Source organism: Glaciecola sp. XM2, assembly GCF_018595715.1.
GTDB lineage: Bacteria > Pseudomonadota > Gammaproteobacteria > Enterobacterales > Alteromonadaceae > Glaciecola.
The window spans coordinates 259,639-279,983 of the sequence record NZ_JAHEOJ010000024.1 but is presented as its reverse complement, the minus strand read 5'-3'; the positions used below and the strand labels follow the sequence as shown (position 1 = coordinate 279,983).

Annotated in this window: 15 protein-coding genes; 8 read left to right on the top strand and 7 right to left on the bottom strand. The window is 44.9% G+C overall.

Annotated elements, in window-relative coordinates:
• Window positions 1–9 precede the first annotated feature (9 nt).
• Window positions 10–1,329 carry a diguanylate cyclase gene (locus tag KJ365_RS11350; protein WP_214451764.1) on the bottom strand — a complete coding sequence of 440 codons (1,320 nt, stop codon included), beginning with the start codon at window positions 1,327–1,329 and terminating at the stop codon, window positions 10–12.
• A 194-nt stretch (window positions 1,330–1,523) separates the two neighbouring features.
• On the opposite strand from KJ365_RS11350, the gene KJ365_RS11345 reads away from it, so the two are divergent.
• Window positions 1,524–2,441, top strand: a complete 918-nt coding sequence (locus KJ365_RS11345; protein WP_214451763.1) for a patatin-like phospholipase family protein — start codon at window positions 1,524–1,526, stop codon at window positions 2,439–2,441.
• Here KJ365_RS11345 and KJ365_RS11340 read toward each other — a convergent pair whose 3' ends face one another.
• From KJ365_RS11340 to KJ365_RS11330, 3 genes are all read right to left on the bottom strand, one after another.
• The gene (locus KJ365_RS11340; protein WP_214451762.1) at window positions 2,442–4,007 is read right to left on the bottom strand and encodes a vanadium-dependent haloperoxidase; all 1,566 of its coding nucleotides are present in this window, start codon (window positions 4,005–4,007) and stop codon (window positions 2,442–2,444) included.
• A gap of 172 nt (window positions 4,008–4,179) precedes the next feature.
• On the bottom strand, window positions 4,180–4,731 hold the full coding sequence (locus tag KJ365_RS11335) for a DsrE family protein (protein WP_214451761.1): 552 nt from the start codon (window positions 4,729–4,731) through the stop codon (window positions 4,180–4,182).
• A gap of 159 nt (window positions 4,732–4,890) precedes the next feature.
• Window positions 4,891–5,688, bottom strand: coding sequence for a DUF481 domain-containing protein (locus tag KJ365_RS11330; protein ID WP_214451760.1), 798 nt, complete (start codon window positions 5,686–5,688; stop codon window positions 4,891–4,893).
• A 224-nt stretch (window positions 5,689–5,912) separates the two neighbouring features.
• On the opposite strand from KJ365_RS11330, the gene KJ365_RS11325 reads away from it, so the two are divergent.
• A complete protein-coding gene (locus KJ365_RS11325) occupies window positions 5,913–8,666 on the top strand; it encodes a DUF2339 domain-containing protein (protein ID WP_214451759.1) in 2,754 nt (917 codons plus the stop codon).
• Window positions 8,667–8,777: 111 nt separating this feature from the next.
• On the opposite strand, the gene KJ365_RS11320 is transcribed toward KJ365_RS11325, so the two are convergent.
• On the bottom strand, window positions 8,778–9,926 hold the full coding sequence (locus KJ365_RS11320) for an acyl-CoA dehydrogenase family protein (protein ID WP_214451758.1): 1,149 nt from the start codon (window positions 9,924–9,926) through the stop codon (window positions 8,778–8,780).
• Between the two features lie 187 nt (window positions 9,927–10,113).
• On the opposite strand from KJ365_RS11320, the gene KJ365_RS11315 reads away from it, so the two are divergent.
• Window positions 10,114–11,370: a multidrug effflux MFS transporter gene (locus KJ365_RS11315; RefSeq protein WP_214451757.1), complete on the top strand. Its 1,257-nt coding sequence runs from the start codon at window positions 10,114–10,116 to the stop codon at window positions 11,368–11,370.
• Window positions 11,371–11,475: 105 nt separating this feature from the next.
• On the opposite strand, the gene ilvC is transcribed toward KJ365_RS11315, so the two are convergent.
• On the bottom strand, window positions 11,476–12,957 hold the full coding sequence (ilvC, locus tag KJ365_RS11310) for a ketol-acid reductoisomerase (RefSeq protein ID WP_214451756.1): 1,482 nt from the start codon (window positions 12,955–12,957) through the stop codon (window positions 11,476–11,478).
• 171 nt (window positions 12,958–13,128) lie between these two features.
• Between ilvC and ilvY the strand changes: the two genes are divergently transcribed.
• The gene (ilvY, locus tag KJ365_RS11305; RefSeq protein WP_214451755.1) at window positions 13,129–13,992 is read left to right on the top strand and encodes an HTH-type transcriptional activator IlvY; all 864 of its coding nucleotides are present in this window, start codon (window positions 13,129–13,131) and stop codon (window positions 13,990–13,992) included.
• Here the strand turns inward: ilvY and KJ365_RS11300 are convergent.
• A complete protein-coding gene (locus KJ365_RS11300) occupies window positions 13,974–15,491 on the bottom strand; it encodes a YifB family Mg chelatase-like AAA ATPase (RefSeq protein ID WP_214451754.1) in 1,518 nt (505 codons plus the stop codon). The two genes, ilvY and KJ365_RS11300, sit on opposite strands and share 19 nt — an antisense overlap.
• Before the next feature lie 283 nt (window positions 15,492–15,774).
• Between KJ365_RS11300 and KJ365_RS11295 the strand changes: the two genes are divergently transcribed.
• The 4 genes from KJ365_RS11295 (at window position 15,775) to KJ365_RS11280 (ending at window position 20,326) form a co-directional block, all read left to right on the top strand.
• Window positions 15,775–17,022 carry an HlyD family secretion protein gene (locus KJ365_RS11295; protein ID WP_214451753.1) on the top strand — a complete coding sequence of 416 codons (1,248 nt, stop codon included), beginning with the start codon at window positions 15,775–15,777 and terminating at the stop codon, window positions 17,020–17,022.
• A gap of 34 nt (window positions 17,023–17,056) precedes the next feature.
• A complete protein-coding gene (locus KJ365_RS11290) occupies window positions 17,057–17,221 on the top strand; it encodes a hypothetical protein (RefSeq protein ID WP_214451752.1) in 165 nt (54 codons plus the stop codon).
• A gap of 57 nt (window positions 17,222–17,278) precedes the next feature.
• The gene (locus KJ365_RS11285) at window positions 17,279–17,443 is read left to right on the top strand and encodes a hypothetical protein (protein WP_214451751.1); all 165 of its coding nucleotides are present in this window, start codon (window positions 17,279–17,281) and stop codon (window positions 17,441–17,443) included.
• A gap of 792 nt (window positions 17,444–18,235) precedes the next feature.
• Window positions 18,236–20,326, top strand: coding sequence for a peptidase domain-containing ABC transporter (locus KJ365_RS11280; protein WP_214451750.1), 2,091 nt, complete (start codon window positions 18,236–18,238; stop codon window positions 20,324–20,326).
• Window positions 20,327–20,345: the final 19 nt, after the last annotated feature.

Here is a 20,345-nt window from a genome sequence, read left to right as displayed (position 1 = left end):
CTAGCGTACCTAATGTTGCGGCGGATTATCAGCGCTGAAGACGTGACGAACTTCCTCTGCATTAGCAACGCTTACACAATTTCTGCCGCTTTGTTTTGCCCGATATAGCGCGTTATCGGCCTCGGTAATAGCTTCATACAATGACAATGACGGTTTACGCTTTGCCATGCCCACGCTGATAGTAAAAGAAATGTCATGATGACTGCTTATTGCATATTTGCGACTGGCAATAAGCTTGCGGAATCTTTCCATGGTGTCGAGGGCAAGGTTAATGTCAATATTACTGAATAATATAATGAATTCTTCGCCACCCCAGCGCGCGACAATATCATTTCCTCTGAACGCATGTTTGATACTGCCCGAGAATGCTTTTAGCACCTCATCTCCCGTAGCATGACCAAACTGATCGTTTATCTCTTTAAAATGGTCTATGTCTAAAATTGCGACAACTTGCCCGCTTTCTTGATTTTCATTATTTAACGCCTGCACGCGGGCATCAAACCCTCTTCGGTTAAGCAAATCAGTCAGCGGATCGCACTGAGCTAGTTGCTTTAACTCCTCGCGTGTTGCAACCCTTGTCGAAATATCTCGTGCGATAGACGTAAAATATTTAAGCTTCCCTAAACGATTGAAAAGCGGAAATATCGACAATTCAACCCAATATGGTTTATTTGATTTCGTATAATTTAAAATTTCGCATGTAATGGCTCTATTATTAGAGAGCGCATCGGCTATCACTTTTTTGGTTTCAAGGGCGGTGTCTTTTCCTTGCAATATTGATGGATTTTGTCCCTTTATCTCCTCGCTCGTATATTCACTCAGCTTTGTAAAAGACTCATTTGTATAAACTATCTTCGGCTTTTGCTCGCGTTGATAGTTAGCGTCTGTGACGATAATGGCATCACCCGCGCGCTCAACAATATCTTTATACGGTATTTCTTCCTTTTGCTTGGTAATATCGATGAAATCCACCACGATATACGCAATCTCATTGTTTTGATCAAATTGCGGGTGAGCATTACATAGCATCCAACTAATGCTGTCAGTAGACTGATCAGCAATGCCGATTTCTAAGTTGCTAACGCTCTGTTTACTGGCAATGACTCGATTAACAGGCAGTGACTCTGCACTCAAGGGGAGAGAATCTTGGTCTAGTAACTGCCAAGAAGGGTCATAGGCATCTACGTTGAGAACTTGCTCCTCACGTAAGCGGAGTATTTCAAGAGCTTTGGGGTTTGCGTACAACACTCGAGAGTCACTAGCGTGAATGACGACACCGGTTTGCAGATGGTCTAGTAAAAGTGGAAAATCTATACTCTCTAGCGACATTTTAGACCTCAGTGTTGCCTAGTAAGACGAGCAGACACATTACACTGTGAGCTACTATGCTATGTTAAGATTAGCACCAACTGGCGATGTCAACAACGAGTGGTGTCCGTAAGCAAAATGTGGGTAGCCACATCTATGAAAGTAAGCGCTATCTTTGTTAGGTTATGTTTACCTAAGTGTATGAGGAGATCACCATGAGCAACAAACAAAAAATTGGGCTTGCCCTCGGCAGTGGCTCTTCACGAGGGTGGTCGCATGTTGGCATCATTAAAGAGCTCAATAAACTAGGCGTTGAGCCTGATATCATTTGCGGAACATCTGTCGGCGCAATGGTTGGCGCTGCCTATGCAAAAGGGAATATGGACCGACTCGCTGAATGGGCATGCTCATTAACAAAATTAGACGTTGCGCGATTTGTAGATATCAATACCTCAATGAAGGGCTTTGTTGATATCAAGCGTTTTCACGGGTTCTTAACTGAGTATATCGCAGGCGACGACGACAAGATCGAAGACTTACCGAAAACCTTTGCGGCCGTTGCCACTGATATGTACTCCGGCAGAGAAATTTGGCTAACCCAAGGCTCTATTGTGCAAGCGGTTTGGGCTTCCATGTCTCTGCCAGGACTCTTCCCAGTGATTAAAAATGAAGACCGTTGGCTAACCGATGGGGGCTTGGTTAACCCTGTGCCCGTTTCGGTATGCAGAGCATTAGGTGCGGATATTGTGATTGCGGTGAATTTAAATGGAGATATCGTAGGTAAGCATGTAGCAAAATCTGGCGTAAAAGAGATAAAAAAAGAGCAAAAACATGGATTTACACAAAAGGTGTCAGATCTCGTCGAAGAATACACTAGCTTTCAATTCTCCGGTGGGGACGAAAATCAAGAGCAGGCCCCGAGTTTATTAAATGCGATTGCCGCATCAGTCAATATTACCCAAGATAGAATAACGCGCAGCCGCATGGCAGGTGATCCCCCCGATATTGTTTTTGCACCTAAATTATCACACATCGGGCTTTTAGAGCTTTATCGTGCCCAAGAGGCTATCGAAGAGGGTAAAAAATGCGTGCAAAGAAACTCATCTGAACTTGAGTACGTGTTGGGTCGATAGTTAATCTATAACGATAGCCGTACCGTCAAAACGGTTAAAGCGAAAGCCTTCAAAGTCTTCGCCATAGGTGTCTACTAGCTCTTTAAGTACGCTGATGGCATATTCTTCACCTAGTACGATCCCTAAATCGCCATCACTTCGGTAATGAACACCAGCGAAGTTTCGTCCTAATGATATATTACTCGCAAGCTTATTTAGCTCACTTTCAATCGTCAGCGTTTCACCTGTGTAGGGTACTAATGTCATGCCTTCGCTGTCAGTCATAACAGGGTTAGGAATTGGAAAGTCGCCATCAAAGAAAGCCTTGAGAATAGTCACTGCTGCTCCAGCCATAACAGCATGTCCAGCTGGGTAGGTTGGATGCAGAGGACTTCCCTCGGGCCCTGCCATGGGAAGCAAATAAGTAGCATTACGGTTAAAAACTGTATTGAGTGCGGATGACTCAAGTGCTTCTTGATGTATTGGATAGCTAATATCTTCAAGGGTCAGATGGTTGTGTACCCTGCCATAAAAGACTTCTGGTCTGGCTCGGCGGTGCACAAGCCACTTTTGGTACCATGCCACTTTTTGCGAGGCCATAGACATGCTAGATAACAAATCGATAGCATGGTTACTACCAAATAAGGGGCTTCTGGCTTGAACAGATAAGGTATTGTATGGGTTAGTTTTACTATAAGCTTGCGGACCAAAACCAGCCATTATTTGTGCGGCATTCACATATGCCATATTCACAAAGTCCTTTAATACATATTGTGCTAAGGCACGTCCATTAAACAGATAGCGAGGCTCTTTTTCAGGAGTGAACACAGTAATGCCGCTAGGTTTGCCGCCATTTTGAATGTGCAACCATTCGTCATAGTTTGTCATATGGTCATTGCCAGAGATGGGCACATCGTATTTTTGCTCAACGAGCGTTGCGCCGAAGGGCACAGGCATTAGTAGAAACTGTGAAATATAAGGACCGCTGGTTTCGCTTTTTCCGACGCCTCTAAACAGCGTTTGTGTTGTGATTTTGCCATTGTGTGTCGGCCCACGAAAATCTGACAGTTTATTGAGATCATCAACGCCCTGCCGTATATCCTCATCTTGTGCGTAGTCAGAGAAGGGAACGTCACGCACAATAGCTTTCCATAACACTTCAGTGGCTTCGGCTGCTTGCCATTGGCTGCTGAAATCTGGTGCCTCTGGCATGCTCAGAGCGTGTGGGTCTTTACCTTTCATCACAAAGCTGTAGGCAGCTAAGGGATTTCTTAACCCCAATCCGTCTGGATCGCCTTTAGGTATTTTTTCAAAATCAGCACTTTTTCCGGTTGAGAGGGCGTGTAAATATTGCTGATAAGCAGATGCATCAACAAGCCCAAACGCATCATGAGGCAAGCCTTTTGTATAACTATTAATATAATTATCTAATGCGATCTCATCGTCAGAATGAGGATGTTTGGGCAATGGCTCAAGCATGCTTTGTAAAGCAGCATCCGATCTTAACTTAAAGGCCAGAAAGGCGCGCACCTCATTGGCGACTTCAGCTTTGGCGTTGCTCGCGTTATCTTGCACTTGCGCAGGCATACTGGCTGCAAACAAAATGCAAACAAGGACGAATTTGCTTACGCCAAAAGGTAGTTTTCGCGTAGTGAAAGCGTTGAGCCGCTTTTTACTCAGTATTGGTGTCTCGCACGGCGCCATTATAGGTATGCCCATAAATTTCAGTAAGTTATTCTTATGCAGTGGGTTTAACGCGTTAAGATGGATGCAAGGTGTAACCATTTTGTTGCAATAAGGCATGCGCAGACATTGCCGATAGCTCAATTTCAACACCGTTTACTAATTCGCTGCTATTAATGCCTCGAGCGGCAGCACTTTGACCACATAAAATAACACGGACATTATTTTCCAGCAGTGCCTTGAGTAGCGCTACGTTAGGATTATCGACCGCGTACTTTTTATTGAAGCTTTCATTATTGAGTAAATCAAAAATTGCACCACCATGCACAATAAGCGCTAGTTGGATATTTTCTTTTTTGACGCCAGATGCGACATGCATGTTAATAAAGCGCGCCAAGCTGTTGAACTTGCGATTAACTGTGCCCGGCTCGGCACCGCTTACTGCATCAAATGCGATACTAAATTTCGCGTCATTAGAAATGGTATGCGTGGGAACGGCAGCGTGCTCACCGAAATCTTTAATGACTGGGCCTTTTTCAAATCCAGATAGTTGTGCGCTGGCGTGTCCTGCGAAACATAGAGTTAAAATGGCGAACAACGCGCTGCTTAGATGGGTGGTTTTTTTCAAAGGGATTACTCTTGTTTATACTAGATCTTTCTTTAGGTTAGCCATTTGTTTATGTGATTGCAATGGGCTTGATAAAGGATGCTTCGCCTGCGCTGCGCTATTTTAATCGCCACATTGCGCATATGTTTGATGTGTCGGTGCCAGATATATAAGTGCTCATCAAAATGAGTAGCTGATCCGGACACCGTATTCCACATTGGTGTTTTCGACACCTTCAAATGGCTCAGAATCGTATCTCACTTCGGCTTCTAGGCTCAGTGCTAACGACTCAGCAATCGGGAATTCAATACCGCCAACTAATAAGCTTCTGACATCGTCAAGTTGCTCGACTGAAGGCTGAACATATATAGTGGAATAGACGCTAAACTCATGCTCGCTATTGCTCGTGAATAAAAACCGACCATACAAATTTGCGCGTACGGTTGTCTCTTGCAAACCATTACTTTGTGCGTCTTCTTCTTCATAGAACGCACCGGCACCAAAAATCGTTTCATATGCATTGGATTGGGTCCCATCATCGTTAGTTTGTTCACCGCTTGATTCTGCAAATCGCCAGCGCATTCCCGCACCAAATAAGCGGCGATTAGACAGGTCCGCAAAATCATCGTACTGGTATTGCACAAACACCTCAGCATCTACATTTTGTTTGAAGTAATCATTTTGAATGTAACGAAGGTGCACGTATAAGTCGTCTTCATTGCGCTCATCGTTGGTTTTGGTGTAATTGTAGTCCGACAGCAACATTAGGGCGCTTTTGTCCCATCCATACCGCAAGATGCCGTTGATATTATACTCTTGCTCGTCTTTGTTTCCTCGCTCTCCGGTTAACGAGAGCCCCGCTTGCCCGGAAAACCCGATTGGTGTCACATGAAGCTGATCGACAGGGATGATACAGTACCCTGCACTGGGTAGCATGATCAGGGGTAAAATAGAAAGTTGTCGAAATGAAATCGTCATAGCGTATTATTCTCAAGCTCGTGGCTAGTAAGTATATGAATTAAAACATGGTGTTAGGTGGGTGAAAGATTGATTATAGTATCATTAATTACAAAGAACAGGTGCCCATATGACTATCTTAACAATGTAAATTGTTAAATAGTAAGGCGAAAATATAGCCAATAGATATTCTTGTAAAGTAGCAAACCATAGATTAACCTAACTTCGATGCTGGGAGTAAAAGCATGGATGGTATGGTTTTTATTGGAATTTTGTTGGTCATAGCACTGTTTATTGGCAGTGTTTTGGGTTTCGTGAATTTGATTCAAATAGGCGATTTAAAGCGAGAAATCCGCGCCTTAAAACAATCGATATCATCACAAAATAGCCAACGCATTGAGCAAGAGCCACAAGCAAATGAGCCAAGGGAAGAGTCTCAACCCGTAGAGCCACAAAGTGAGCCATCTTCAGTTGCGCAAGACCTTCCCTTGCAAGATGTCCTCGATGAAAACGACCAGCCTCAACCGATAAATACTGATATTGGTACAACACATCAGCACGCCAGCGACAATAAACCGCTCGATTCACAAAGAGTTACGCCAAAGGCCAGCGAAACTAACAAAAGCAACGCCAAAAAAGGCTTCGACTTAGAAAAGCTTCTAAGCGGCAATGGTTTGCTGTGGCTTGGCGCCATTGTGTTGGCCATCGGCGGTATCTTTTTAGCAAAATACAGCATTGAAGCAGGCTTACTTCCACCGCACGTGCGTATCTTTTTTGGCGTTGCATTCGGTATCGCGTTAGTGGTGGGCGCAGAGTATCTTCATCGCCACCCTAAACGTTTTGATATCAACTCCCCTATGATAAGCGCGGCACTTGCCAGTGGCGGCTTCATTACTTGCTTTGCAATGACGCTAGTAGCGTTTGATTTTTATGATTACTTAAGCCCTACCTTAGCGTTTGTGGTACTCGCGGTTATTGCTTTAGCGTCAGCTTGGCTATCTTTGCGCTTTGGTCCCATTTTGGCTGCTATTGGCGTGATTGGCGCCTACGTTGTGCCAGCCTTGGTGTCAACCGGCTCAAATAATGTGCTGATGTTATTGATGTATGTCAGTGCCGTGTCGTTTTCTGCTGTGTGGATTCATCAAATAGTGCAACGCAACTGGCTTTGGTATTTAGGCGCTGCTGGGCACTTTGTATGGTACGCCATTGCTATTATGCTCTCTACGGAATTATCTTTCGCAGATTATCAAGCAAGCACCGTGTATCCAAACCTTATGGTAATCACTGGTTTTGCCATTTTATCGGTATATTTGTATTCAATGCTGCCGGTGATGGGCTGGGATCTAAAACAAAGCACTTTTCAGGCGTTAGCGCTTAAAGATTTGCTGATGCCGCGTAAAGAGCAGCTTGGCGTCTTACTGCCTTTGCTCGGGCTTATTGTTTATGCTGCTTTCTTCCCCTTCGACCATGCATTTTTACTTGTTGTACTTGCGATAAGCTTGGTGTTACTGGCAGTGCCGTTGCGCTGCAGTGCCTTTGATTCTTGGCCATTCCTGGCGCTGGGTTTCGTGATCATTATCTACCTGCAAATGCCGCAAGATTACGACTTTAGCGACAATGTGTTTCCATTTACCGGTGGTTATTTGTTTGTGCAAATATCGGCGTTAATCAGTTTGTTGTATGCGTTCGCGGTCAATAAATATTTGCCTTCCCGCCCAGCCTATCTGTTACTGCTTGTCAGTGCCCCGTTGCTATTGATGTCAATCAGCTACGCATTATCGCCTGTGTTCGCTGCAGATTTGCTCTACCCATTATTTGCATTAGAGCTTGGGGTTGTGGCCTTAGCATTTGCCACCCTTGCGATAAAAGAGCCTACACCGTTGACCAAAATGAGTTACTTGTTGCTTGCAAACGGCGCGCTGAGCTTAATCTTTACCATGATGCTGTCCGCGAGTGCCTTAACCCTAGCCCTCGCCATACAAATTGGCTTAATGGCCTCACTTAGCAAGCGTTTTGAAGTCAGCTTACCCACTTGGATTTATAAAGTGGCGATCCTCATCGTTATGCTGCGTTTAACAGCCGCACCTTGGTTATCAAAATATGCAGATGAATTATTGTTGGGCCTACATTGGTCGCTCATAATCTATCCCACGGTGTTTGCCGTGCTGTGGTTTGCTCGCAAACAGCTGCCTATGAACGCACTAAGACACTGGTTGACCGGAGCACTGTTGCATATCATTGCTTTGTTCATTACAACAGAGTCAAGCTATTTCTTAACTGGAGAGTACCCTGATTTTACCAACCTAAGCTTTGAACAAAGCACGTTGTTGGGATTAAATTGGCTCATACTAGGGGCGGTGTATTTATGGCGTCAACGGTTTACCTCCCATCAGAAGTTATACCGCATCTTTGCATTATTGTTGTTTGTTGGCGTGCTGTTTATGCAATTATCGACAACATTGTTTGCTAACCCCTACATAAGCGACCAACCTATAGGCGAGAGCATTATATTTAACTGGCTGCTACCCCTTTGGGGCCTGCCAGGCGCAGTGCTCATCGTGATGTTGAGCTTGCAACTAGTGATTAAGAAGCTTCAAACACTGGTCTTTACCTTGATTGCTCTTTTTATGTTTTTGTATATCAACTCGATTGTGCGCTTGAGCTTTAACGAGCAACTGAACTTCTTTACTACACCTATGGTGCAGGCGGAGCTTTATACGTATTCAGTCTTATGGCTATGCATTGCAGTAGCGTTCATCTTGGCGGCACAACTTTTACAACGCTATCCCTTTGTGTTGTTAAATAAAGCACGTATTAACAAGATAGGTTTTGGCATTTTAGCTGCGGTCATTCTCAAGGCGTTTTTAGTGGATATGGCGAATCTAGAAGGTCTATTAAGAGCGCTCTCGTTTATCGCGCTGGGTTTATCTCTAGTGGGTATAGGCTGGTTATTTCAGCGCTTTAATCACGCGCCTAAGCAGCGCGAACAGTTAGAGTGACGGTTTATCGGCTCCATCTGATGCGCGCCGCTATTGGTGAGCAGACCTAAGCACCCAACTCGTTTTCACGAGCATCCAGATACTGTCGGTTAGGTCGCTATTTGCAGACGTTTAGCGCCCCAACATGCCCCTAGCCACCACTTCTTTCATGATTTCAGAACTTCCGGCATAAATAGTTTGTACCCTAGCGTCACGGTAAAAGCGAGAAATCTTATATTCGTCGGTGTAACCATATCCGCCAAATAGCTGAAGGCATTCATTGACCATCTTTAACTGCATTTCGGTGGCCGCTAGCTTGAGCATGGCCGCATCGGTAACCGTCATTTCATCTCGCCTAAATTTTGCCATGTGTTTTTCGAGCATGGCGCGGCACAGCTCGAGCTCCGTTTGGCATTCAGCGAGCTTAAAGCGTGTATTTTGAAACTGCCCCACACTTTGTCCAAAGGCCTTTCGCTGACTCACATACTCTATAGTTAAATCTAGCGCCCCTTGCGCATGGCCAATGGCTTGAACGGCGCAGCCTAAGCGTTCACGTGGGAGTTCCTGCATAAGATAGACAAAGCCTTGGCCCTCTTGTCCGAGTAAGGCTTCTTTGGGAATGCGCATATTTTCAAAAAATAGCTCACCGGTATCGCTACTGTGCTGCCCTAATTTTTCTATAGGTTTGCCGGTAGAAAACCCTGCTAAGCTAGTGTCGACTAAAAACAAAGATATACCTTTTGCGCCTGCATTCGGGTCTGTCTTGGCGCACACCACAATCATGTCAGCCATGTTGCCATTAGTGATAAATGTTTTTGACCCGTTCAGAATGTACTCATCACCGTCTTTAATGGCGGTGGTGCGCATACTCGCGACGTCGCTACCAGCGCCGGGCTCAGTCATCGCTAGTGCGGTGAGTACTTCTCCTGTTACCATGCGAGGAAGCCATTGCTCTTTTTGAGCTTCAGTTGCGATGTTTAGCAGATAGGGGGCAATAATATTAGCATGTATATTGTAGCCTGTAGCCAGGCCATGCAAACCAAGGCGACACATCTCTTCTTGAATCATTTGGCAAACATCAAAACTGGCACCCGCTGCACCGTATTTTTCGGGCATGTCGACCAATAAGATGCCGGCGCTTCCAAGGGTGTTCCAAATCTCTCTAGGAGTGTGATGGTTATGTTCCCATTCATCGTAGTGTGGAATGACTTCTTGCTCTAAAAATCGCAACACCATGTCGCGAAACATCTGTATTTCTTCGTTATTTTCGTAGTTTGTCATACTTCTTTACTCAATTAACTTAACAAGGCAGACGTTACACATATTTTGTTCATATGCCAATAAGAGGCTTGATTATTTGCCCTACCGCGGTGTTTATCATTTTTGCCTTTACCTTATTTGTTTGTATTACATTGTAAGCGCTTGTGGTAGATTGCAGGGCTAAATCTTAGCCTTTGACTTTGGACACATGAACGCCAATTCTTCTTCCCATTCCACTAGCAGCGCAAAGCCACCGTTGCCGCTCACGGAGTTTATCTTGCTTATGGCATTGCTCACCTCATTGGTTGCGTTAAGCATCGATGCAATGCTGCCAGCACTAGATACCATTGGCGCAGAGCTTAATAGTCAAAGCAATCAGCAAACGTATTTAATCATCTCAATATTCTTCGCTGGGATGGCCTTAGGGCAGCTGTTTTTTGGGCCATTTGCCGACGCGCGAGGCCGCAGATTAACCATTCTCGTGGGTTTAATTATTTTTCTTATCGGCACATTCATTTGCTATTTATCTACCACTATTGAGATGCTGCTTGTTGGCCGCGTTGTGCAAGCGTTTGGTGTATCTGGGCCGCGTATTGCAACCATGGCGCTTATCAGAGATTTGTATGTGGGCGACAAAATGGCCAGGGTAATGAGCTTTATTACGGTGATATTTATCCTTATGCCGATGGTGGCGCCGCTTATTGGTCAAATTGTGATGGAGTTTGCGGGCTGGCGTCATATTTTCAGTGTGTTTGCGGTCGTTGGTCTTATTTCGGGCGCGTGGTTTTTTGCACGCCAAGGAGAGACGCTGTTGAGGCCGCAACGCGTAAAATTTAACTGGTATGCGTTTTGGCGCTCTATTATTTGGTTAGTTAAGCAGCCTGTGGTGATGGGCGCTTCAATCGGCATGGGAACAATTTTTGGCGCATTCTTGGCTTATTTAAGCGGCTCACAAACGATTTTTCAGAGCATTTACGACACCGGTGAGTGGTTCCCCATTTTGTTTGCGGTACTTGCGTTTTCTATTGGTGCAGCTTCTTTGTTTAATGGGATCATGGTGGTAAGGCTTGGCATGATTAAGCTGATCTCTTTAGCGATGGTTCTCATGGTAGTGTTTTCTATCGTGTTAGTGCTTGAAGCGCATTATTTTGATGGTAAGCCGCCGCTGCTTGTGTTCATGTCTACCATGTTTGTGGGCTTCTTTTTTATCGGCGTGCTGTTTGGTAATTTGAATTCCCTTGCGATGCAACCAGTGGGTCATATCGCAGGTGTGGGTGCGGCATTTATTGGCTCGTTTACGAGTTTATTAGCCGTACCCATTGCGATGTTCATCAATCTGTTTTTGCACGACGGTATCACGCCTATTGCCTACGGATTTTTATGCTTTGGCGCGGTGACGTTTGTGTCGGTCAAATATGCGATCACCGCAGCAAAAGCGGTGCCGCTCGATACGCAAGAGGCATAAAAAAGCCCGGCCAAACTGACCGGGCAAAAGGAGCTTATAAAAGCACCTAACGACAGAACTGTTGTAGTTGATGAAGCTAACTCATCAACAAAAAGTGTTGTGCGATTATCCTGTGACGATGGCCTTCATGTCTGTCATGTAGCCACGTAAGGTTTCACCAATAGACTCTACGCCGTGGCTTCTTATCGCTTTGTTAATCTCTACTAATCGGATGTTATCCACGCCATTCGAATCGCTTTGTATACCACCACCAAGCTCTTCAGACGTAATGCTTGGCATAATGTGCTCTTTAAGCAAAGGCACTGCCGCATTAGCAAATAAGTAGTTTCCGTATTCTGCGGTATCAGAAATAACCACGTTCATCTCATACAAGCGTTTGCGCGCAATGGTATTAGAGATAAGCGGTGTTTCATGAAGCGACTCATAGTAAGCCGACTCGGGTAAAATGCCGGCTTCGACCATCACGTCAAACGCTAGCTCTACACCTGCTTTAATCATCGCAACAATCAAAATGCCTTTATCAAAGAAGGTTTGATCGTCTATTTTACCGTCGTACACTGGCGCATTTTCAAAGCCAGATTGACCGGTTTCTTCGCGCCAGCCAAGTAAGTTTGCATCGTTGTTTGCCCAGTCTTGCATCATGGTGCGAGAAAATTCGCCGCTGATGATATCGTCTTGATGTTTTTCAAATAAAGGACGTAAAACGGTTTTTAAGGTTTCACTGAGTTCAAACGCGCGGACTTTACCCGGGTTTGAAAGACGGTCCATCATGTTAGTGACACCGCCAATTTTCAAGGCTTCGGTAATGGCTTCAAGACCATATTGAATTAATGCTGCAGCGTAGGCGGGGTCAACGCCATCATCGACCATTTTTTCATAACCTAAAATAGCTGCAGCTTGTTGCATCCCACATAAAATGGTTTGCTCACCCATGAGGTCAGATTTTACTTCAGCCACAAATGAGCTTTCTAACACGCCGGCTCTGTCTCCGCCGGTTGCGCTCGCTAGGGCTTTTGCAATATCCCAACCTTGACCTAAATGGTCGTTTTCTGGATGCACAGCAATAAGCGTTGGTACGCCAAACCCGCGTTTATATTCTTCACGTACTTCTGTACCAGGGCATTTTGGTGCGCACATCACCACGGTAATATCGCTGCGAATTTGCTGACCTTCTTCAACAATGTTGAAGCCATGAGAGTAGCCTAATGTTGCATTTTTTTGCATCAGCGGCATAACCGCTTCGACCACACTTGCATGTTGCTTGTCTGGCGTAAGGTTATATACCAAATCAGCGGTGGGAATGAGCTCTGCATAGGTACCTACGGTAAATCCGTTTTCGCTAGCACGCTTGAATGAATCTCGCTTTTCGTCAATGGCCGCTTGGCGCAAGGCATAGCTTACGTTGAGGCCAGAGTCACGCATGTTAAGGCCTTGGTTAAGCCCTTGTGCACCGCATCCGACAATGACTATAGACTTCCCTTTTAGCGCGTCACACCCATTGGCGAACTCTTCACGCTGCATGAATCTGCACTGACCTAACTGGTCTAGTTGTTTTCTAAAAGGAAGACTGTTGAAATAGTTTGACATTACTTACCCGAATTAAAATTATAAATAGTCTGTGACGACCGATGTGTTCACTTTACTATGCTTACTTTGTTTCTTAAATTGAATTATTTAAAACGCTATGTTTCATAATTTGAAATAATTGGCGAGTTGTGGTTCACTTAGGCTCAAGCTAACCGCACAAAGCAGACTCTTATGGATATTAAAAGCCTTAGGCTTTTTCAACACCTGGCAAACAGCCTGCATTTTTCAAAGAGTGCCGCGGCAATGTATGTCTCACCACCTACCCTCACGCGCGTCATTGCGCGTTTAGAGCAAGAGTGTAAGTCTACTTTATTTGTGCGCAACAACCGCAGTGTTGCGCTTACCCCAGCAGGCCATACGTTGCTTGAATTTGCCAATGAAACCTTGGCGCAGTTTGCAAAAATGCAAAATACGATGCAAACGCAGCAGGATGCGTTATCAGGAGAGCTTTCGTTATATTGCTCGGTAACCGCTAGCCAAAGTTATATGCCCAATATTCTCGACCGTCTGCATCAACAGTACCCTTTAGTTGAGATTAAGTTAGATACCGGTGACCATTCATTGGCAATCGACAAAGTCATGAGCCGTGCGGCGGATATTGCGCTTGCTACTCATGTGCCCGACTTTCCAAGCCACGTAAGCTTTGCCAAGCTCGATACCGTACCTTTGGTACTGATAGTGCCTAAAACTCTCAATATCAATGCGTGGGAAGAGCTTAACTGGGCTGATGTGAATGTGGTGATGCCAACCGGCGGACCGTCAAAACGAATTGTCCATCATTGGTTTGCTGAGCATAATATTCGTCCTCATGTGTATGCTCAGGTCACGGGCAACGAGGCCATTGTAAGTATGGTCGCGCTGGGTTTGGGCGTTGGTTTTGTACCTAAAATCGTGCTGGAAAACTCGGTAGTAAAAAGCAAAGTCAAAGCACTTAAGGTCGCGAGCATTGAACCTTATCAACTTGGCGTGTGCTATCTCACCGAGCGAGAAAACGAACCGCTGATCAAAAGCCTAAGTCAGTTGCTGGTGAGTTGATGCAACATGCGATCAAAACTGCGATAGCTTAGCGCTTCGGTGATATGCCCTTCTTGTATTTCAGTTACTCCTTGCATATCCGCAATGGTGCGCGCCACTTTGAGGGTACGATGATAGGCCCGCATAGAGAGCCCTAATGCATCCATCGCTTGGGTAATGTAGCGCTGGTTTGACGGGCTCAATGAGCAATGCTGGCGCACATCATCGTTGGTTAAAGCCGCATTAAGCCTGCCTTGGCGCTCAAGTTGACGGCGTTGTGTTGCCAGCACTCTGTCTTTGACGATACGGCTTACTTCTCCTCGTTGTGAGTCTGAACAGTTAAGCGTTGACTCTAAGTTGACCCGAGGTACGCTCACTTGAAGGTCAATCCTGTCAATGAGTGGGCCAGATATACGATTAAGATAGCGCAGAATTTGCTCGTTGTTAGCGCGCTTATCGTCAATATCACCCGTTGGGCTTGGGTTCATCGCCGCAATAAGTTGGAAGTCGGCGGGGTAAGTCACTTTATGGGTGGCTCGAGAAAGATTAATCACTCCTGTTTCTAATGGTTCGCGCATGACATCGAGCACGTGGCGACCAAATTCAGGAAGCTCATCTAAGAACAACACGCCCTTGTGAGCCAGTGTAATTTCACCGGGTTTAGGATAGGTTCCACCGCCTACCAGAGCAGCCGCAGAGCTCGAATGGTGGGGTTGACGAAATGGGCGAGTGCGCCAATTGTCAGCATGAATACTATCGCCTGAGATGGAGCGTATACTGGCCACAACCAAGGCATCTTCTTCGTCTAAGTCAGGCATGATGGACAACAATCGACTTGCTAACATGCTTTTACCTGTTCCCGCAGGCCCGTAAAACAAAAGGTTGTGACCAGCACTTGCGGTAATTTCGAGCGCTCTTTTTGCATGTTGTTGGTCAATGATTTCGCTAAGATCGCCATATTGCGGTGTAGCGGTAGAAGAGGGTTCGTGGGTTGCTGGGGATAAAAAACGCTTGCCGGTTAAATGCAAGTACACATCAAACAAGGTGTTTGCAGACAAGACTCCGGCATCAGATACCAGCGCGGCTTCGTTGGCATTGGCTTGCGGCAATACCAATTGGCGTTTTGACTGCTTTGCCGCAAACGCCATGGGCAAAGCGCCTTGAATCGAGCGTAACTCACCCGACAGCGCCAGCTCGCCTACAAACTCAAATTCCTGCAGCTGAACTTCAGGTATTTCTTCACTTGCGGCAATAATGCCGATGGCTATCGCCAAGTCAAAGCGCCCGCCCCCTTTTGGTAAGTCGGCTGGCGCCATATTGACGGTAATGCGTTTACTCGGGAACTCAAAACCGGCATTGATAAGCGCACTGCGCACCCTGTCTTTACTCTCTTTTACGCTAGTTTCAGGCAAACCAACGAGCTGAAAAGCAGGCATACCATTTGATAAATGTACCTCGATAGTAACTAAAGGCGCATCAATACCAAGGTTAGCGCGGGTATATACAACTGAAAGTGACATCCTTGTCTCTATTTCATCCATGGGTTGCTAATCAACGAGGATGATTATTGTGAAATCAACGTGAGTGAGCAACTGGCGAGAAGACCAGTTTTTGGTATGGCTACGTCTTCGGGGCACTTGCCGAGCTTGCTTCGGAAAAACCGTTTTAATTGGCAAAAAAAAACGAATTTCATCGAAAAAAATTATTTAGTAAATTTTCTGTTAGCACAGGAGTGCATGACTTAAGTTGTTTTATTTAATTGTTGTTACGCAGTAAACGAAGTATTAAATAGAGAGTGTTAACATGGAAAATGGACTTTTTAGACCTCAAGCCGTCAAGCAACAATCTGCCAAGTTAGATGGTGAGGTTGTGATTGCGCAACCATTGGCATCTAAGGTGTTGTTAGTTGCGCTTCTCGGCGTAGTAATTGTCGCTACAGTCTTTTTAATCTCCTCTTCCTTCCACCGCAAGGAAACGGTTACCGGTTACTTGCAACCCAATAGTGGCTTAGCAAAAGTCAGTATTCCGCGCACCGGCATTGTGTCACAACTCTATGTGCAAGACGGGCAACAGGTAAGCGCTGGCCAAGCGATGGCATTAATAAAAATCCCAGAGTATTTATCCCATGGTGATTCAATGTCAGCGGTATTATCAAAGGCTATTACCCAGCAGTCCGATTTTATTGCGCTGCGCAAACAACAAATAGATGTACTGTTTAGTCAGCAACAGCAAGATTTAAAAAAACGTATTGCTTTTGCAAAGCGCTCTATTGACGACATGCGCAGTCAACAGGCCTTACTTAACAATCGTGTGAGCATTCAACAGCAACGATTTACGAATTTATCTGGCTTGTCGGCTAATGGAGCGATTTCATTAAACGATTTGCAGCAGAATGAAGAGCAGCTTTTGAGCACTCAGCAACAACTTGCTGAACTCAACGCGCGTTATCAGACTCAACTCTCGCAGCTTGAGCAACTCAATGGACAATTAGCACGCCTACCCTCCGAGCGTGAACAGCAATTGGCGGTAGTGAGCGCTGAGCAAGCGCGGCTCGACCAACAGCAAGCCGAAATTGACGCGCGTGGGCAAATATTATTGAGAGCACCTGTTGACGGTAAAGTGACTAACTTAATAGCTAAGCTTGGTACTACCGTGAAGCAACAAATGCCACTGGCCACTATTGTGCCAGAAGACTCCACTTTGAACGCAATTTTGCTTGTGCCTACTCGCGCCTTCGGTTTTGTTGAGCCCGGCCAGCAAACGCGCATACGCTTTGATGCGTTTCCCTACCAGCGCTTTGGGTTGTTTGAAGGAGAAGTGTTGTCGGCGGCAAAGTCTATATTAATTCCCGGCGAAGTAGAAATGCCGATTAATATCCAAGAGCCTGTTTACCGAGTAGAGGTAACATTGGGCAAGCAAGAAATCCGCGCTTATGGTAATCATGTTCCGCTGCAACCGGGCATGACCTTAAGCGCAGATATCGTGCTTGAAGAGCGCAGCTTAATCAGCTGGCTGTTTGAGCCGATTTTAAGCCTGAAAGGGCGTGTTTAAACCTTAACTTAAAATAATCTCAAGGAGAGATGATATGCAAGAATTGAAATTTGAGCAAGTGGAAGATGTAAATGGTGGAGTTGTAGCGCTGTATTGGGTTGTAAAAGGTGGAATTTGGGCATATCGCGCCTCTGGTACAGTAAGATTTATTTCTCAATCAATGGCTGGTGGATACCTCTATGATACGGTAACTAACTAAATCATTAAGCGTTATTAAACACAATATTAAATAACTTGAGAAAAGAATGGAGTTGTAATGAAAGAATTAAGTTCAGAGTGTTTAGAAGAAGTAAATGGTGGTGTAGTTGCGCTGTATTGGGTTGTAAAAGGTGGGATTTGGGCTTATAGAGCTTCCGGAACGGTGAGATTTATAAGTAACTCAATGGCGGGGGGGTATTTGTACGAGAAAGCAACAGGGTAATAAACAATCTGGGCTGGAAATAATAATTCCAGCCCTACATTTTATTAGGATTTAAAATGATAAAAAGTCTCTTAAACTCAAAATGTCCAAATTGTTCAGAAGAAGTTAATTTTGCTCGCAAGATCCCACTTTCTATAAAGCCTTACATTTTTTGCGGTAACTGCAATGAAAAATTATCGCGAGGGTTTTTTAGTAGCATTTTAGCTACATGTATCCTTGGTGTGCCGAGCTGGTTGTTATTTGACCATTTAGTAGTGGAATTCGCGCTAGATCACAACATCCAATATGCGATAGGATTTTGTTTGATGTTAACAGTTGCAAAACTAGCGGCGCCTATATGCACTTTAATGCATGTAAGATGAGTAGAACATTTGTCTCAAAATCGATGCTCAATATGATGTAAGCCTCTACTGATAAACCGTTACTTAAGTATTACAATAGCCGAGCACTTTTAATCGAATTTAAGCTCTGCTCTATATTTATAATTCATCTCAAGCGTGTTACATACACTGGTCTTTCTCGGGTGAGGCTTGGCGGCATTCAGCAAAGACATATTATCACACCGATGTTTCATGGTGTGTCTTAAGATTGGTAAACGCTTTTTATGGTAAATATAGAATCAATACCGTAAGTCAAAACACGTTTGAGAAATACAGCAGGCTTGGTGCAAAAAATAAACAGCTTATTCAGTTAGCACATAAATAAATCTGAATTACTATGGTTTTTTTATGGTCAAATTTTATGTAAAAATCTTGACAAGCACATTAACTAGGGAACGGAAATAATACACGAATGACTCCTACTTACCAATCCGAAGCAGCCGAGTGCGGCCTAGCCTGCATGGCAATGATCGCTAATCATCACGGCCACAAGCTCGATCTTACCACCTTGCGCAATCAATACAGCGTCTCATTTAAAGGCGCAAATATGCAGCAACTTATGCGCTTGGCTGAGCAGCTGGGCATGGTAGGGCGTGCTTTAAAGCTGGATTTGGATGACTTAAAGAACCTCAAAACGCCCTGCGTGCTGCATTGGGATATGAATCACTTTGTGGTGTTGAAAAAGGTATCTGGCAGTAGCATTACCATTCTCGATCCTGCCCTAGGCGAGCGCAAAGTGGCGATGAGCGATGTGGATAAATCCTTTACAGGCATCGCGCTTGAACTTACGCCCACCTCTGAATTCAAGAAAAAAGATGAGCGTGTAAAATTAGGCATAACCGCCTTTTGGACGCGCATCGAAGGTTTGGTGCCTTCACTTATTAAACTATTTGTTTTATCGCTTCTGCTTCAATTCTTTTTACTTGCCACACCTTACTACACTCAGCTTGTAGTGGATGAGGTGTTAATTAGCCAAGATAAACCGTTATTGATGGTGTTGGCATTAGGCTTTGGGCTTTTAGTTCTCATTCAAATGCTCACGCAAACCTTTCGCAGTTGGGTAGTTTTACATTTAGGCGCCATGATGAGCGTGCAAATGGCGACTAACTTGATGCGGCATTTAGTGCACCTGCCGCTCAACTTCTTTGATAAGCGCCACATGGGCGATGTGGTATCCCGCTTTGGCTCGCTAAACGCGATACGTGATTTGTTTACCAACAAACTCATTGAAGGCGTAATTGACGGCCTCATGGCCATTGTTGTGTTGGTGATGATGTTTTTGTACGACACTACCTTGGCGTTAGTCGTGTTAGGTGTGGTAGTAGTGTATGGCTTAATTCGCTTAGCCTTGTATAAGCCTCTACACCAACTCACGGAAGCCAGCATCATGGCGGAAGCCAAAGAGCAAAGTAACTTTATGGAAACTGTGCGCGGCATGCAAAGCATTAAGTTATTTGGCCAGCAAGCGCAGCGCTTAAACCTCTGGCAAAACCGCTACACCGATGCGGTGAATCAAAATTACAAACTCGGTAAATGGACCATATCGTATCAAACCATTAATGGCTTATTGTTTGGTATTGAGAACGTTGTGATTGTCTACCTTGCCGCAATGGCGGTGATGGCAGGCGACATCAGCGTGGGTATGCTTTTTGCGTTTATGGCGTATAAGAATCAATTTACTAATAGAATGGCAGGACTAATTGATAATCTGATTGAAATTAAAATGACTAGCCTACACCTAGACCGCCTTGCCGATATCGCTTTAACCGATAAAGAACAAGAAGGGATTAATACGCCTAGCCGAGAGCTAAGCGGTGCGCTTAGTTTAAACAATATTAGCTTTCGCTATGCTAGTAATGAGCCTTTACTATTTAATGCTTTAAATCTTAGCGTGCCTGCTGGGGCAAATATCGCCATTATAGGGCCGTCTGGTACCGGTAAAACCACTTTAATGAAAGTCATGCTGGGCTTACAAAACCCAGAAAGCGGCAAGGTAGAAGCTGATGGTGTGGATATCCATCATATTGGTCTGCGTAACTACCGCAGTCAATTAGGGGCGGTGATGCAAGACGACCAGCTAATGTCGGGCACCTTGGCTGAAAATATCAGCTTCTTTGACCCACAAATGGATATGCAAGTCGTGGCTGAAGCCGCGCAACTAGCCGGTATTCACCAAGATATTAGCCAAATGAACATGGGGTATAATTCGCTCGTAGGCGATATGGGCAGTGCGCTATCAGGTGGTCAAAAACAACGCTTACTGCTTGCTAGAGCACTATATCGCAAGCCAAAGATATTACTCCTAGACGAAGCCACTAGCCATTTAGATGCAGCGCTTGAGCAATATGTTAACCATGCTATTCAGCAACTGCCCATGACACGTATAGTGATTGCGCATCGACAAGAAACTATTCTCAATGCAGATGTGATTTATCAATTGCACGAAGGTAGAATGGAAGATGTCACTGTTGAATACCGTAAGGTTCTTGGCATGGATGATTAGTGGTTAAAAGGGCTTTGGT

What these genes read in the sequence shown, in the direction of transcription:
- KJ365_RS11330 (WP_214451760.1), bottom strand. Translation starts at nt 5,688, where the DNA reads ATGACGATTTCATTTCGACAACTTTCTATTTTACCCCTGATCATGCTA.
- KJ365_RS11315 (WP_214451757.1), top strand. Translation starts at nt 10,114, where the DNA reads ATGAACGCCAATTCTTCTTCCCATTCCACTAGCAGCGCAAAGCCACCG.
- KJ365_RS11280 (WP_214451750.1), top strand. Translation starts at nt 18,236, where the DNA reads ATGACTCCTACTTACCAATCCGAAGCAGCCGAGTGCGGCCTAGCCTGC.
- KJ365_RS11295 (WP_214451753.1), top strand. Translation starts at nt 15,775, where the DNA reads ATGGAAAATGGACTTTTTAGACCTCAAGCCGTCAAGCAACAATCTGCC.
- KJ365_RS11340 (WP_214451762.1), bottom strand. Translation starts at nt 4,007, where the DNA reads ATGCCTGCGCAAGTGCAAGATAACGCGAGCAACGCCAAAGCTGAAGTC.
- KJ365_RS11300 (WP_214451754.1), bottom strand. Translation starts at nt 15,491, where the DNA reads ATGTCACTTTCAGTTGTATATACCCGCGCTAACCTTGGTATTGATGCG.
- KJ365_RS11325 (WP_214451759.1), top strand. Translation starts at nt 5,913, where the DNA reads ATGGATGGTATGGTTTTTATTGGAATTTTGTTGGTCATAGCACTGTTT.
- KJ365_RS11345 (WP_214451763.1), top strand. Translation starts at nt 1,524, where the DNA reads ATGAGCAACAAACAAAAAATTGGGCTTGCCCTCGGCAGTGGCTCTTCA.
- ilvY (WP_214451755.1), top strand. Translation starts at nt 13,129, where the DNA reads ATGGATATTAAAAGCCTTAGGCTTTTTCAACACCTGGCAAACAGCCTG.
- KJ365_RS11290 (WP_214451752.1), top strand. Translation starts at nt 17,057, where the DNA reads ATGCAAGAATTGAAATTTGAGCAAGTGGAAGATGTAAATGGTGGAGTT.
- KJ365_RS11285 (WP_214451751.1), top strand. Translation starts at nt 17,279, where the DNA reads ATGAAAGAATTAAGTTCAGAGTGTTTAGAAGAAGTAAATGGTGGTGTA.
- ilvC (WP_214451756.1), bottom strand. Translation starts at nt 12,957, where the DNA reads ATGTCAAACTATTTCAACAGTCTTCCTTTTAGAAAACAACTAGACCAG.
- KJ365_RS11350 (WP_214451764.1), bottom strand. Translation starts at nt 1,329, where the DNA reads ATGTCGCTAGAGAGTATAGATTTTCCACTTTTACTAGACCATCTGCAA.
- KJ365_RS11320 (WP_214451758.1), bottom strand. Translation starts at nt 9,926, where the DNA reads ATGACAAACTACGAAAATAACGAAGAAATACAGATGTTTCGCGACATG.